The following is a 16,101-nucleotide window of genomic DNA, read 5'->3' on the forward strand; positions in this document are numbered from 1 at the left end:
ATTTTTTAGTGAGGGAGCATACAAGTAGTATGTGACTGAGGTAAAATAATTTCTACAACGCCGAGATTATGAAAAAATGGCGTTGTAGAATAGTTTTATAATGCTTTTGCAGTGATTCTAGTTAATCTTTGAGCGAATGCCACTGCATCAGTAATTTCCATACCTTCTGATAGTTTCGCTTGGTCTAATAGTACCCATGATACATCTGCTATTAAGCTATCATCAGGGCAACCATTTAGTTTTTTAACTATTTCATGGTCTGGGTTAATTTCTAAGATTGGAGCTGATTCTGGCATAGTTTGTCCCATTGCTCTCATCATTTGCATCATTTGAGCCATTTGTGCGTCACCTGCATCTTTTGTAACACAAGATGGAGATTCAGAAAGTCTATTTGTAACTTTTACATCTTTAACAGCAACACCAAGAATATCTTTGATTTTTTTCGTGATTGATTCAAATTTTTCTTCAACCTCTTTTTTCTCTTCTTCACTTTGCTCTACTTTTGGAGCTTCACAAGAAGTGATATCTTTAAATTCCCACTCTTTATAAGCTTGTAATGCAGGAGTAATAATCTCATCAATCTCTTTATCATCACAAATTAAAACTTCAATATCATTTTTCTTATAAGCTTCAAGTAAAGGTGAGTTTTTCATCACATTTTCATTTTCACCAACGATATAATAAATAGCTTTTTGTTCACTATTTGCTCTTTCTTTATAAGCTTCTAATGAAGTCATTTTACCAGCTTCAGTTTTTGTTGATTTATATCTTAAAAGTTCTAAGATAGCCTCTTTATTTGTGAAGTCTTGGTAAGCACCCTCTTTAAGTGGTCTATTATATTGAGTTATAAACTCAGCATATTTTTCTTCATCTTTAGAAAGTTTTTTAATCTCACTTAGGATTTTTTTCACGCTACCTTGTTTAATATTTGCCAAGATTCTATTCTCTTGTAAAATCTCTCTAGATACATTTAAAGGTAAATCTTCACTATCAATAATACCTCTTACAAATCTTAAGTAAGTAGGTAAAAGTTCTTTTTCATCATCTGTAATAAATACTCTTTTAACATAAAGCTTAACACCTGGTTGATAATCAGCTCTATACATGTCCATAGGTGCGATTGATGGAATATAAAATAGTGTAGTATATTCGTTTACACCTTCTGTTCTTGTATGAATTGTAAGCATTGGATCAGTAGAGTCATGAGAGATTGATTTATAAAAATCATTGTACTCTTCTTTTTTGATTTTAGCTTTTGGTTGCATCCAAAGAGCTGTTGCTTCGTTTATTTTTTCATGTCTTTTTTCAGTAGTTTTTTTAGCTTCTTTTCCTGCTTTTTTATCCTCTTCACTTAACTCTTCAGTTACTTCTTCTGAATAATTTAAGAAAATTGGATAAGCAATATGATTTGAATATTTACTTACAATATTTTTGATTCTATATTTACTTGCAAACTCTTCTGCTTCTTCATCTTTTAGTTTGATGTAAATAACAGTTCCTACACCATCTTTTGTACAAGGACCTAAATCAAACTCACCTGTTCCAGTACTTGACCATTTGTAAGATGTTTCTTCTCCAACTTTTCTAGTGATAACATCAACTTGGCTTGCTACCATAAATACAGAGTAAAATCCAACACCAAATTGACCAATAAGATTTGAGTCTTTTTTTGCATCACCTGTTAAGTTTTCAATAAATGATTTAGTTCCTGATTTTGCAATAGTACCAATAGAAGCAATTAAATCTTCTTCGTTCATACCAATACCATTATCTCTAATAGTTAAAGATTTATCTGCTTCATCAAAAGAGATATTAATCTCACCAGACCAATCCTCAGGAAGTGCTGCTTTGATTTTTTCATCTGTAAGTTTTAAATAGTTTAATTTATCAATAGCATCACTTGCATTTGATACAAGCTCTCTTATAAAAATCTCTTTATTTGAATATAAAGAATGAGTCATTAAATGTAATAATTGTCCAACTTCTGTTTGAAATTGATGTTTTGCCATGTTAATCCTTTTTATTTAGGGCATGGTTAAGTTGCTTACGCAACGTCTGCCATGAATTTCACCTATAATTTTTAATTTTTGTAAGAGAAATTTTATCACAACTTTATAAAAGGAAGCTAAAGTTTTGATAAAATTTAGCACTTTTAATATTTGAGTGCTAGTTTAAACTTTTAAATTTTATTAAACTCTTCAAACTCTGTTTTATAAATATCAAAGTCAAACTAAAAGATGATTCATTATCTTTGCAATATCTACAATATCGGTACAGCTTTTAACTAAAATATAAAATTGTGTTCTACTAAAAGTAAATAAGCCCAAGTATTAAACTCTCTTTAATTTTCACTTAGACTATTTATTCTTTTTATAAAAACAAATTTTCTTATAATTTATTTACTGTGTTTATTACTCTAAGAAAATATAAATTCTAAAATTTTATATCTAACATACGACCTAATAAGTTTTTTTATTCCTTCATTTAATTTTATAAAAAACCTTTTAAACTTGAAAGACAATTCCATAAATTCATCCTTTTTTCGTTTTATTTATGAGAGTATAAGATATCTAATGATTGAAAAGCAAAGAATTTTGATGCAAATTTTTACATTTTATTTTTTTAAGATTTACTTAAATGTCCTTTTTGTTTTTAATTCATTTTCTAACTTAATTTGTTCATTTATAAATTTACTTTCTTGTTTGATTTTACTTTCAATTTCATTTATTAAAGAAGCTAAGTTATTGGGAAAATCACTGAATTCTATATCTATTTTATCAATATTTTTCAATAACTCTTTTCTTAAATCTCTAAAATCTTGCAAATTAATATGTTTAATCATTTCTCTATTTTTATCTTGAAGATATAGAAGTTCATTTATTAAATCTATTGTTAGATTTAAATTATTTTCTTTTTCTTGATATGTTCTTCCTTTTATATTTCTAAATATTTGATTTTCTTTTAAATCTAGTATTTTCATATATTCTTCAACAAATTTGTTTATATATTGTATAAATTCAAAAAATGATTCATTAGTTGCATATTTAATATAAATAAATCTTCCATTATCATTTGTGGAATTATCTCCTAAAATAAATTTTTCTACAGCTTCTTGTCTATCTGCAATTTTTAAATATAAATTATTTGATATATCTCTTTCCCATGAAAAAATTTCAATAAGTGCTTTTGATTTGTATGAAAGTAGACCGCCTTTTTCCCATTTTTCTTTTTCTTCATAATATTTTTCAATATATGAATAATGATCAAATTTATCAATAATTTGATTGCTTTGCTTTTTATTAAAAAGTGAATAAAGTTCAAGTTGATTATTTTTATATTTTTGAAAATATGTTTTTATTGTACTAATTTTTGGAGGTTTTTCTAAAGTATTAAATTTTTCTATCCATTCTTTAAGAGAAAGATTTGGAAATACATTATTATTCATACCTACAACAAACTCACATTAATTTTTCCATATATTTGTTTATACCGATAATAATCATTTGATTTTTAGAAGTATCAATCTTATAAGGTACAATATAGCCCTTAAAAATAAGGTCTCTTATATTGTTATCATCAAAATAGATTGATTTTCTACATTTAAAAGGCATATTTGGTATATCATCTATAATTTCATCTAACTCTACTTGAAATTTTATAGCCTGATTCACACTATCTTGTGCTATAAATTCCATGACAGATTGAAGTTTTTGAAGATAATTAATATCCCTAATTATTTGCATATTTAGACTTGAGATTTTCTTTGAAATTATTCATTTGATTCACATATTGTTCTTCTGATAATAGCTGTATATTATTATTTTCAATATTTTCCAAGCATTTATGAAAATACTTTTGTGTTTGTTCAAAATCATCAACTATGGAATCACTTTCTTTTACTGCAAGATTTTTAACCATACCTTTCTTTAAACTTTTAATAATAGTTAAAAATGACTCATAATTATTATCTTCTACTTGAAGCTGTATAGTTTTCATTTTTACCTCTTTTTTATTATCCGAATTAACAGACTTGCTATCTGAAAATAAAAACTTTCATTGATATGATATTAACTTAAAAACACTAATTCCAAGCTAAATTTAAAAAATTGCAATATCTATACTACACTAAACTAAAAACTACAACACACTTAATAATTTTAGATAAAATATTACAAAAACTTGAGAAATAAGATGAAAAACAAGATAATCGAACGTTATGAACAAACACAAGACAATGAACTTATTATCAATATATCTTCTAATAAAATAGAAGATTTGTACTCTATTTATGATAAAAAATCTACTTTTATAAAAAAAGATTTAGATGATGATTTTGAGAATTACTTGATACAAAGCGTTGAAGAGATAGGCAATCATCCTTTTATCATAAGATTTTATTTCAGTGAACCATCACAAGAAGATATTAATGAAAAACTTAAAAATAGCATCAAAAACTATTTTGATTATTTACAACATTTAGAGCAAAGAAAACTAAAAGAACAAGTTAAAAACTCTTCTATTTTTATAATCATTGGTTTTATATTTGTTGCTATTGCTTTGATTTTAGGAGATAATGAAAAGTTCTTATTGAAGCTTTTATCTGAAGGTTCCATGGTTGCAGGTTGGGTTTCACTTTGGGAAGCCTTGGCTACTATTTTAATCAAATGGTTGCCTTTGAGAGATAAACTAAAAGTACTTAATAAAATTTCAAATGCTAAGATTGAATTTTGTTAAATTAAAAAAAATACAAACAAACTTTGATAAAATACAAAAAAGAAAAAAATAGGGATAATATGAATAAAGAACAATTTTTAAAAGATTCAAAAAAAATATATGAATACTTAAATACTCAAAAAGATGAAATAAATAAATTAGTATCAGCTTTAGAAAATAAAGAGTATGAGAAACTAACATTAATAGATAATTTTGCAAAAGATTTAGAACTTAATATGAGTGATGACTTAAGATTTGCCCTTGTTACAAGAATAGTAAACCTAAGAGATGATTCACTTGTACAAGTATTAAAAAAACTAGATAAAAATGAAAAAGAAATCATTGAACTTCAAGAGAAAGCTTATGTTTTCGTAAAAGAGTTCTGGCATGAAAAACATAAAAGAACACTTGATTTTATAAAGTCAGACAATCTTTTAACACCATTTTATCAAGCTATTTTTCAAGGTGTTTATAATGTGGGGCTTAAAATGTCATCATGGCAAAGTTCATGGACAGCACACATTATCAATGGAATTAATAAAGAACTATTAGCAAAATTTGATGGAAACGAATCAAAAGTTTTTGAATACCTTGAAGAAAATGAACTTTTTGATTTAGGACACAATAATATTTATGCAGATAGATCATATTCTGCATTAATGAAAAAAGCTGATGGTTATGAAAGTCAAGCTTATATAAAAGCTTTCAAAAAACAAACAACAGAAGTAATCAATGCCCTAGAAGATTTTGAAGAGAGTTTAATAGAACTTGATGATGAAATTTTTGGACATAAGTGGGATTATGTTTTATATATCCAAGCACTTATTCAAGCCTTTGCAGAAGATAAAGAGAACTCTTTAGTAGAAAAATGGGCAGATGTAGATAGAGCTTGGATGAAGATTAAATCTCCTATTCAAATAGGACACCCACTTGAATATTACGAAGACCACTTTAGAAAAGCAGTTGCCCTAGAGTGGGATATAAGATTTACAAATCCAGAATTTGCACAAAATGATCACAGAGTAAATAAAATCAAATCTGCATTTGCAAATATTTTCTCTAGCTTTGAAGAAAACTCTGCTTATAAAAATATCTATGACTTTTCACTAAAATCACTTGATAAAGTTCAACTATATATCGGACGCCCTGCACTATTTTTTGGAGCAGAGTTAAATGGGCTTTTTTCAGCTCAAGTTGTACCAAATGATGAAATAGTATCAAGGGAAGAAGGTAAAAAAATCTTTGCATTTGCAGATGAGATTTTACAATCTAGTCGAGCAAAACCATTTTTACGGCTAAGTGCTGAAATATTTGGAAATGAATTTTTAAGTGAAGATAGAAAGTTTTTATTTAATGAAACTTCATCATGGCATCAAGTTTACGACATCACCACTATTGGACATGAATACGGGCATATTTTATGGTGCGATGATGAAACAGAATCAGTGATGAATAAAACAGGAAACTTCAAAAACATAGAAGAGTTCAAAGCTACAACTGGCGGACTTATCTCATTTTTCCTAGATACAAATGAAGATGAAAAACATCTACAAAGACAAGTCTTAATTGATAGTGTAAAAAGAGCAGTTGGACTTATAGGTTGGATGGAAGTTGATGAAGTACAACCATACTATTGTGAAGGATTGATTCACTTGGACGGGTTATTTAGTTCACAAGTTTTAAGTTGGGAAAATGAAAAACTAAGTATAAATTTAAGTGATGAAAAATTTGAGAAACTAAAAACGTGGTATATCAAAACATATACAGACTTAGCAAAACACTATTTAGATAAAAAAGATGCAACACAATTTTTAAATCAATTTGCTACAAAAGATGGAAAATATTTTATGCCAAATGATAAAACAATCAATGACTTTGTAAAATACTATTTCAAAAGATATAAAGAGATCGGTCAAGAGCTTGATACAAGCGATAAAAAAAGCAACTATATAAAATAAGAGGATAAACCTCTTATTTTATTTCTCCCTTTCAAAAGCTTCTGGTTTACCAAAATAGTAACCTTGAGAATAATCAACACCTATTTCATTTAATAAATTAAATATTGTTTCATTTTCCACATACTCTGCAATAGTCAATATTTTTTGTTTTTTAGCAAAGGTAACAATTGTTTCAATGATATTTCTACTAAAGGCATCTTTTTCAATATTTTTTACTAAAGAACCATCTATTTTTAAAATATCTGGTTCAAAATCAAGTAATCTTTCAAAGTTGGAATATCCAGCACCAAAATCATCGATTGCTATCATTACTCCTCTTTTTTTAACTCTTTTAATAAACTTTTTAATACTTCTAAAATCTTTTACATTTTCATCTTCTAATAATTCAAAAACAATTCTATTATTTTGTTCTTTATACTCATCAAGCAAAGAGAATATCTCTTTTCTAGTCTGTTCTTTTTCAATATCTAAAGCAGATAAATTTATAGAGAGTTTTGTATTTACAAATTCTAACATTTTAAATGAGTTTTCTAAAACTCTTGATGTAATTTTATTATAGTAATTACCTTTTTTAGAAATATTTAAAAACTCGTAAGGAGATATTACCTCTCCTTCTTCATTGATAAGTCTAACTAATGATTCATATTTTTCTATTTCTCTTGTTTTGTTATTTATGATTGGTTGAAAATAAGAGACTATTTTGTAGTTATCAAGGGCAATTTTTACCATTTTTATAATTTCAAAGTTCTTTTTAGCTTCCCTATTTATTTTTATGGAAGAATCATTTGAGTAATTAATTACTTTATTCTTAGTAATAGCCTCTTCAAGCCCAGCTTTTGCATCTTCATATAGACTATATTTTCCACATGAATAACTTAAAATAACATTTAAATCATACTCAATACCATCTATTTCTAAAACTGATTCTGTAACGTTTTTTACAAATATTTCTAAATATTGATTAATGTTGAATTTTAATTTTTCAAAGGCATAATAATCACACAATAAAGCATATCTTCCATCACCTAAAGCATATACCTCTTCAAAAATATAATTATCAGGTAAATATGCCAATAAATTTGAAGCAAAGGTTTTTTCAACTTGATCAACTTTTACTATGTTATAAAATTTTTCTAACATATCAAATTCTTCAATTTGTACCAATATTAAAAGGGATAATTTATTTGACTCTATTTTACTTAATAGATGTTTTTTATCATCCAAAACTACATTTACACTATCTCTAAAAGCTACAAATTCTGAAATATTTCCTTCTAAATCAAGTATAGGTTTTATCGTAGATTTTATATAATATACTTTACCACTTTTAGAAATGTTTTTTAAAATCCCATGCCACTCTTTCTTTTGAGTTTTTATGGTATCCCACATCTCTTTATATAATATATCCGGATTATCTTTGTGCCTTAATATTCTATGTGTTATACCTAGAAGTTCATCCTTTGAATAGCCAGTGATTTTACAAAAATTTTCATTGACATAAGTGATTTTCCCATCTATATCAGTTTTTGAAATAATTGTACTCTTATCAACTACATCCACATATTGATTTAAATAGTTGATATTACTTTCTAGTCGATATTTACTATTTTGATAGGCAATTTCTTTTTTGATTATTAAATTAAATTGTTCTCTTTCCAAAGGCTTTAAAAGATATCCATCTACAGATAATTGAATACATTTTTTCATCAAATCAGAGTTGATATCTTTAGCAATAATTACAATAGAAAGTTCATTATTTATTTCTTTTATTTTTGTAATTTGTTCAATTAAATTTATTCCACTAACATCTGCATCAATAATTATAAAATCAAAGAAATTTTTTTCTAATATTTCAAGTACATCAGTACAATTTACTGATACAGTTAGTTTAAAAAAATAGGCTTTTAGAAAATCCTCAACTATTGATACAATTTTGTCATCATCCTCTAAAAATAAAACTTTTAAAATTTTTTGATTATGTGATTTATCAATAATACTAGAAAACACAAAAACCTCTTTTCTATAATCAATATAAAATTATTTTTATTAAATTATATATTTTAGTTAATTTTTAAAACTTGTATTCTGACATAAAAAGTCTTAAACTTTTGATTGTTTTAATACTTTCCTAAGACTAACATTTTTGTTGCTAAAACATTATTATTTTTATCAACAATAGATATATCAACAGTATAAGTGTTCCCTTTTCCTCCTGAACATGGAGCCAAATATGCACCTGGCTTTTTCTTAAATCTTGTTCCTGTATGTTCGCTTACTATTTCAAAACCTTCATCTAAATCAAAAGTTTCACCTATTTGTGGAGGAATTTCTACATTTGAACTCTCTTCATCAATGGTATATGATAAAACTCCATGTCCACCATTATCCATTTTTGTAAAAGTTTTATCATTGAACTTTAATACTACTTTTTTTGCTCCTTCAGGCAAATTATCTACAAATATACCTGGCGTACTACCAGCTTCTATATTATAATCAGAACAAACTTCATCAAGAGGTACAACTTTTCCATCCCATTTTTCATCCGTAAAAGATACATCTATATCTGTAGCTAACAAAGAAGATGAAAATAAAATTGAAGCAAGTGCAAAACTAAAAAAAGAGAGTTTTTTCATTGGGATTCCTTAAATATTTAATTAAAAATTATAGCATATATTTTTTTCAGCAAAAGCCTTTGCAAGATGAATATTTTAAATATATACAAAAATAATAAAAGAGACAAATCTAAATAAAAAGTTAAAAAAGTCTTAAAACAATTATTTCCCTTTTGTTACATTTATCCCCGGTTTTTCTGCTGTTCCTACATAATCATCTACTTGATTATTGTCATATTTAAAATATGAATAAATGGCACCAAAAACTAAAAGTCCTATAATCACTAATCTTACGGTATTTCTTTTATCTTTTGTCTCTTTACCATTAAAATCATCTATTTTTTCTAAACTTGGTTCGTCATTCATATTACTTTTCATAATAAATCCTTTTTAAATTTTTGTTTTATTATATAAAAGAATTGTTAACCAATTATTATAAGTGTATATTATAATAATGAAACCATCATTTGATTTACAGTTACTGCTATTTCTTTTATATCTTTATTTTCTTTTACTAAAAACAAATCCAAATGTTCTCTAACTTTATAAAACGAATCACTTTCATTATTTACAAAATTTGCAAATGCAACTTCTGGCGCTTCATTTACCCTTTGGAAGTTCAATACTTTTTTAGTGTAGTGAACTACTATAAACTCAATAAATTGTAAAACTTGATTTCGTAAAACCATATCATTTTTAGATGTTATTTCAACTTTATTAAGAGAAACAATAATGTCTAAGATATTAAACTCATGAATTAGTAAATAAAACAATACAACCACATCTTTAAAAGAATGATTAGTATTCTCTTTTATAACTATAGCAGGAACTGCAAATCTTAGATAATCAATCACAGAAAAGAATAAATTAAACTCTTCATCTTTGTCTATTAGATTTTCTATTTGTTGATTATGTACCTTTTTCAACAACTCAAATAACTCTGTTTTGTGGTCTAAAATATGCGCAGCATCAAGTTGATTCTTTTTAAGATATTTAACCATCCATCTAGTACTTGCATATAAAATATATTCTAATTTATTGATTAGTTTATATTGTGTATCAACATCCATAACATAATCTTGCTCATAAATTTTTTCTCTTATTTCTTTTGCCCCAAACAGTTGTTTAGCCACAAGATATGATTTAATTTTTAATATAAACTTCTCATTTCCAAGTTTTTCATAATCACTTATGAAAGTACATCCTTGGGAGTTAACTAAAATATCAGCCATCTTTGTTGCTATAATTTCTCTTTTAAGAGGATGGTTTAATATCTCATGCTCATAGGCACCAACAAATGATTTAGGGAAATATCTATATAAAAACTGTAAAGCAAAAGGCTCATCAATAAGGTGAGAATCCAATAATACTTTTTTCAAAAATATCTTTGAGTATGATAACAAAGAACATAATACTGGTCTTACAATAGAACCATTTATATCAATAATATCATTTATATTTTCGTTTTTTGGAATATAAAAAGCGACTCTGTTAAATGCTGGGATATGATTATCTAAAACATCAATAACCTTTAAAAAGTCATTTAAATATCTTCTAGAAAATCTTTCATCAACTGATATTGCCAATGCTTGATTATAATTACTTTGTAAAACCAAATTAACAACTTGCTCTGTTAAAGAGTTCAATGTTGATTGGGTATCTTCTTTACAAATATTCTCTTTAGTAGCAATCATATTAAGTAAAATTTTTAAATTTACTTCATGGTCAGAAGTATCAACTCCAGCTGCATTATCTATACCATCAATATTGATTCTACCACCATTTAAAGCATACTCAATTCTTGCTTTTTGAGTAAACCCTAGATTTCCACCTTCAGATACTATTTTTGCTTTTAGACTACTTGCATCGACCCTTACTGCTTCATTTTGTTTATCCCCTATATCAAATGAGTTTTCATCACTTGCTTTTACATAGGTACCAACTCCACCATTAAATAATAAATCAACTGGCATAGTTAAAAGCATAATACATAACTCTTCACCACTTACTACTTTTTTGCTTGTACCAAGAAGTTTTTTAATTTCTGGTGTTAGTTCTATCTCTTTTTCACTTCTTAAAAATACTCCACCACCTGCTGAAATAAGTTTTTTATTATAGTTTTTCCAGCTTCCATCTTTTGATTCAAAAAGTCTTTTTCGCTCACTAAAACTAACAGCAAGATCAGGAGTTGGATCGATAAAAATCTCTTTATGACCTATGGCACCAAGAAGTTTAAATTTATCTGACTCTATTAAACCATTTCCAAAAACATCCCCACTCATAGAACCAATACCCATAACAGTAATACTATCTTTATAGATATCAATTCCCTCTTCTATAAAAAATCTTTGTGTAGAGATAAGCGAACCTCGAGCAGTAATACCTAAATCTTTATGCCCATATCCATTACTTCCACCACTAGCAAAAGCATCACCTAGCCAAAATCCTCTACTTATGGCAATCTCATTTGCCACATCACTCATGGCAGCAGTCCCTTTATCTGCTGCTACTACAAAATAAGCGTCATCACCATCATAACAAACAAGATTATTATCTTTAACAATTTTGCCATCAACCATATTATCTACCAAATCAAGGTTAGCATTTATAAACATTGTATAAATCTCTTTAAAATACTCTTTTGTTACTTCGGTACTCTCTTTGTTTATTACAAATCCACCCTTTGCACCATCAGGTATGATAATTGAGTTTTTACCCTCTTGAGTAATCATAAGTGACTTTATCTCTTGCCTATAATCATCATGTCTATCACTCCATCTTAGTCCACCCCTTGAAATGTTACTCATTCTTAAGTGTATTCCATAAAAAGATTCATGATAAATAAAATTCTCTAAATTCGGTTGTAATCCTTTTAGATTTTTACCAAATTCTAGGGCATTGATTTTAAATCCTATTGTCTCATTATTTAGAAAATAACTTGTACGTAATATAGAATCCATAAATGATAAAGTAAGTTTTAAAATTCTATCATCAATTATTTGTGGTATTTGTTTGATTTTTTCTTCAATTTTTTCTTTTAACTGCTTTAATTGACTATCTCTTTTTGTAACACTTGGGTCAAATTTAAGATAAAAATAATCAACAAAAAGTTTAGTTATATCATGGTGTGTAATATATGTATGTAAAATAGTTGCACTATTTATCGTAAGAACAGCTTGGTCAATATATTCAATTATCCCTCTTACTAACTTTATTTTTCTTTCATCAAAATTTTGATTATAAACTAATGAAAAAACCTTTGAATGTTTTATCGTATCATCACTTACAACATTTGTGATAACTTTTTCAAGGTTTTCTTTTGCATTTAATATCTTTTCTAAATCATCATCTTTAGTAAGTTTTAAATTGAACCTTGAAACATAAATTTGGTCTTTTCCATTTTGTATATTGTAAGTAACTTCATCAATAATCAAAAATCCAATATCATGTAATATGGGAGTAACCAATGATAAATATAATTGATAAGTTGAAAATATTTTAATATTTATAGAGTTTTTTTCTTTAAGTATATTTGTAACAACTTTTTCATTTTGAACTTGTTTAAATAACTTATCCGAAACTTCTAAATCCTGAGGTCTTAATAACTGAGAACATACTGCATTCATATCTGAAGAAGCCATAAATATCCTTTTTTTGTTTTCTTATTACAATACTACAGCTAAAAGATTAATAGTTTATTAAAACTATACGCTAATATCACACTCTTTAGCTTGTAATAAGGTTTTAATATCCAGAGGTTTTAACTCGATATCTAAACCTCTTTTTCCACCACTTACATATATTGTATCATAGTTAAATGCCGATTTGTCAACAATTGTTTGTAACCTTTTTTTCTGCCCTAAAGGTGAAATTCCTCCAAGTAAATATCCTGTGACTTTTTGTGCCTCATCTTTATCTGCCATTTGTGCTTTTTTTACTTTAAAAGCACTTGCAACTTCTTTTAAACTTAACTGTTTGGAAACAGGTATTACACAAACTACCAACTCCTTTGGAGTAAGTTCCACTAATAAAGTTTTAAATACTCTATTTTTATCAAGATTTAGTTTTACAGCTGCCTCTTCACCAAAGTTTGTACATGCTGGGTCATGGTCATATTTATGAATCTTAAAATCACATTTGTTCTTTTTTAATAATCTAATTGCTGGTGTCATTTAAAATAAACTCCCCTTTTATCATCTCTTTTCCATTTATAATTATAGAAAGATAGTGTTTACCTAAATAGTGTTTTCTTGTAGTCATCTCTTTAAAACTCTGTTTTTTGGTAAACTTTTTATTTTTTGATTTTATATCATTTTGGCTTATCATAAAGACTTTTTTATTGTGGGTATTATTTGATTTTAGATAATCAATTGCATACTCTACTCTTATATTTCCCAAAGGTTCATCTGAAACTAACTCAAAGGAAAAAACCAAGTTATCATTTACACTTACGACTTCATCATGGGTAAAATTTGTTAGATTTATATGTGATGATTTATCAAAAGAAAATAACTTCAATATCTCTTCATCACCTTTTTTAAGTAAAGTTCTAGAAGCATGTTTACATATCCAATCAAGCTCGATAGAAACCCCAAGATTATTTTTCACAAACTCTATTACAATCTTTGGCTTATCTTTAGATATATCATTTAGATTATTTGCTACAGATTTACGTACATATAGGCTTTTATCATTTTTAAGAGTTTCTAAAATATCTAAAATCTTCGATGGATTTTTTTTATACATAGGCAAAGCCACAGCCCAAGGAAGTCTAGGACGACACCCTTCGCAAGAGAGCCTTCTCAAATGTTCATTTGGTGATTTTGACCAAAGTTTCAACTGCTCTATCGTCTCATCTTCATACTTTAATATAAACTGTCTTATAGCAAATTCACTACTTGAATCTATTGTAAATACTTCCAAAGCTTTCATAGAATTTTCAAAATCATCTAAACCATAAACTTCCACAAAATCTTGAAAAAACATGGCTTCAAATGAGCCAAAATCTTTTGAAGCAGGTTTCAATACTTCTAATTGTTCTTTGTAAGATAAGGGAAGAAATTCATTAAGAGTAATAGCAATATGTCGCATACGCATCTTTAATTCTAAGTTTTCCCAAGTGTGATTAAAAATAGAGTTTATAAAACCACCACTATCAAACTCTGGATAGTTTTCTTTTATTTTATTTGCAAGATTATTTATATAATCTTTTGTATATACATTTTTTAATTGTTCTGCCATATTCTCTCTTTTTAAATTAGTTTTGATATTAAATCATTTGCACTTATATCTATCTTAGAAAATGCAAACCATTTTTTGCCAAGGTCTTTTAAACTTGCACCTATATGATAAACCACTTGATTATCAATGATTAAAAACCTATCGTGAGAGTTTTTAAAAGTTTTTAGATTGATATTATCATATTGTTTAGAATATTTTTCAAAATCAAGTTTAAGTTGCTTTGTAATCGTATTAGTATATATCGTTACTTTTATATTAATCACTTTTGAAAAAAGCGTTAGAGTAGTATCATCAATATAATTATCTATAAGTATTATCCCTTCTTTTGCACTTCTTAATAAATCAGATACAAAACTATAAGAATCGTAAACTTGACCATCATAAAAGATACCTTGCTTGATTTTAAAGCTATCATCTTCTAGTTTTGAAGAAATAGTATCAAGCTTATTTTTCAAAATATTTACATCTTTTTCTAAGGATACAAATCTTTCATTGGTAATTTTATCACTATTTATTACATAGCCATTTTGAATATAACTTTTTAGAATTGAAGTTGCCCATTGACGAAATTTTGTTGCTTTTGATGAACTTACTCTATATCCTACTGAAATAATCACATCTAGATTATAATATTCAATATTTCTTTGAACTTTTCTTTCGCCTTCAAATTGAACTGTCGCAAAATTTGCGACAGTTGAAAACTTATCTAATTCTTTTTCCTTAAAAACATTATTAATATGCTTACCAATAGTTTTTATATCACGCCCAAATAACTCTGATAATTGATTTCTGTTAAGCCAAACGGTGTCATTATCCATTGAAACTTTCAGTTCCAATTCTCCATCATTATAAACTACTATATTTGATATATCATTCATAATCATACCTTTTAAGATTTATTGATTTTGAACTATAGCGTAGAAAAAAAGTTTGGATTAAAAATATTGCAGATTGTTATGTTTTAATGAATAATTGGGAGGATTACTTTTTTATTTTAAGAGTGTTTTATATAGAATGCACACTTAATAAATAGTTACACCAAAAGGAAAATTGGATGGTTCACATTAGCCATGAAACTCTAGAACAAATCGAAAAAAGATTATTGAAAGTAATAGCCCAAAGTGAAATTAAAATATATGAAGGCACTTATGTTTTTGACGAATTTCCACTAAGCAATTTTCCAGCTAACGTAGATCAAAATGCTCTTGCTTTAGTGAGAGATAGTGAAGTTTGGAGCCAGTTAGTACCATCAATTGACAAGTCAAAAGAGTTATTTGTTATCTTCTCTTTTCATTTTGATGGATGCTCTGATAATAGTGGCTTCGTTGGTTGGCTTGCTAGTCATTTGAAACGAAATTTAGGAACAGGGGTCTTTGTTACTTGCGGACAAAACACAAACCGTGGAGGAATATTTGATTATTGGGGTTGTCCTGCTGAACTTTATGAAGATGTAACAAAAGAGCTTGAAGAATTAATCTCAAAAGGTAAGTTAATACAGGAGAGGACTCGTATACTACAAATAATGGAGATATGTTAATATATTTTCATAGAGTTAGTTAAAATGATATATCGATGAG

General features: G+C 27.0%; 14 protein-coding genes. 3 read left to right on the forward strand and 11 right to left on the reverse strand.

Annotation, left to right across the window (positions count from 1 at the left end; genetic code table 11):
- Positions 1-95 precede the first annotated feature (95 nt).
- The 4 genes from htpG to ACQY5W_RS09585 all read right to left on the reverse strand — a co-directional run bounded on the left by htpG (position 96) and on the right by ACQY5W_RS09585 (position 3,996).
- Entirely contained in the window at positions 96-2,009 is a 1,914-nt protein-coding gene (gene htpG, locus ACQY5W_RS09570) for a molecular chaperone HtpG (RefSeq protein WP_428024737.1), read from the reverse strand.
- 620 nt (positions 2,010-2,629) lie between these two features.
- Positions 2,630-3,445, reverse strand: a complete 816-nt coding sequence (locus ACQY5W_RS09575) for a hypothetical protein (RefSeq protein WP_428024738.1) — start codon at positions 3,443-3,445, stop codon at positions 2,630-2,632.
- Between the two features lie 13 nt (positions 3,446-3,458).
- A complete protein-coding gene (locus ACQY5W_RS09580; RefSeq protein WP_428024739.1) occupies positions 3,459-3,743 on the reverse strand; it encodes a type II toxin-antitoxin system RelE/ParE family toxin in 285 nt (94 codons plus the stop codon).
- Positions 3,730-3,996: a hypothetical protein gene (locus ACQY5W_RS09585; RefSeq protein WP_428024740.1), complete on the reverse strand. Its 267-nt coding sequence runs from the start codon at positions 3,994-3,996 to the stop codon at positions 3,730-3,732. The genes ACQY5W_RS09580 and ACQY5W_RS09585 overlap by 14 nt, the downstream gene beginning before the upstream one ends.
- Before the next feature lie 195 nt (positions 3,997-4,191).
- Here ACQY5W_RS09585 and ACQY5W_RS09590 point away from each other — a divergent pair, with 195 nt between their 5' ends.
- The gene (locus tag ACQY5W_RS09590) at positions 4,192-4,734 is read left to right on the forward strand and encodes a hypothetical protein (RefSeq protein ID WP_428024741.1); all 543 of its coding nucleotides are present in this window, start codon (positions 4,192-4,194) and stop codon (positions 4,732-4,734) included.
- Positions 4,735-4,793: 59 nt separating this feature from the next.
- The gene (gene ciaB / locus ACQY5W_RS09595; RefSeq protein ID WP_428024742.1) at positions 4,794-6,671 is read left to right on the forward strand and encodes an invasion protein CiaB; all 1,878 of its coding nucleotides are present in this window, start codon (positions 4,794-4,796) and stop codon (positions 6,669-6,671) included.
- Positions 6,672-6,689: 18 nt separating this feature from the next.
- Here ciaB and ACQY5W_RS09600 read toward each other — a convergent pair whose 3' ends face one another.
- The 7 genes from ACQY5W_RS09600 to rhuM all read right to left on the reverse strand — a co-directional run bounded on the left by ACQY5W_RS09600 (position 6,690) and on the right by rhuM (position 15,402).
- The gene (locus ACQY5W_RS09600; protein WP_428024743.1) at positions 6,690-8,678 is read right to left on the reverse strand and encodes an EAL domain-containing protein; all 1,989 of its coding nucleotides are present in this window, start codon (positions 8,676-8,678) and stop codon (positions 6,690-6,692) included.
- A 110-nt stretch (positions 8,679-8,788) separates the two neighbouring features.
- Entirely contained in the window at positions 8,789-9,304 is a 516-nt protein-coding gene (locus ACQY5W_RS09605) for a hypothetical protein (RefSeq protein WP_428024744.1), read from the reverse strand.
- A gap of 141 nt (positions 9,305-9,445) precedes the next feature.
- Complete coding sequence (locus tag ACQY5W_RS09610) at positions 9,446-9,661, reverse strand: hypothetical protein (protein ID WP_428024745.1); 216 nt, start codon at positions 9,659-9,661, stop codon at positions 9,446-9,448.
- A 68-nt stretch (positions 9,662-9,729) separates the two neighbouring features.
- On the reverse strand, positions 9,730-12,924 hold the full coding sequence (locus ACQY5W_RS09615; protein WP_428024746.1) for an NAD-glutamate dehydrogenase domain-containing protein: 3,195 nt from the start codon (positions 12,922-12,924) through the stop codon (positions 9,730-9,732).
- Between the two features lie 63 nt (positions 12,925-12,987).
- Positions 12,988-13,455 carry a Cys-tRNA(Pro) deacylase gene (ybaK, locus tag ACQY5W_RS09620; RefSeq protein ID WP_428024747.1) on the reverse strand — a complete coding sequence of 156 codons (468 nt, stop codon included), beginning with the start codon at positions 13,453-13,455 and terminating at the stop codon, positions 12,988-12,990.
- Positions 13,439-14,524, reverse strand: coding sequence for a DNA alkylation repair protein (locus ACQY5W_RS09625; RefSeq protein WP_428024748.1), 1,086 nt, complete (start codon positions 14,522-14,524; stop codon positions 13,439-13,441). Before ACQY5W_RS09625 ends, ybaK begins: the two co-directional genes overlap by 17 nt.
- 11 nt (positions 14,525-14,535) lie before the next feature.
- Positions 14,536-15,402, reverse strand: coding sequence for a RhuM family protein (rhuM, locus tag ACQY5W_RS09630; protein ID WP_428024749.1), 867 nt, complete (start codon positions 15,400-15,402; stop codon positions 14,536-14,538).
- Between the two features lie 176 nt (positions 15,403-15,578).
- On the opposite strand from rhuM, the gene ACQY5W_RS09635 reads away from it, so the two are divergent.
- Complete coding sequence (locus tag ACQY5W_RS09635) at positions 15,579-16,061, forward strand: DUF6196 family protein (protein WP_428024750.1); 483 nt, start codon at positions 15,579-15,581, stop codon at positions 16,059-16,061.
- Positions 16,062-16,101: the final 40 nt, after the last annotated feature.

The organism is Arcobacter sp., from assembly GCF_050300555.1.
Lineage (GTDB): Bacteria > Campylobacterota > Campylobacteria > Campylobacterales > Arcobacteraceae > Arcobacter.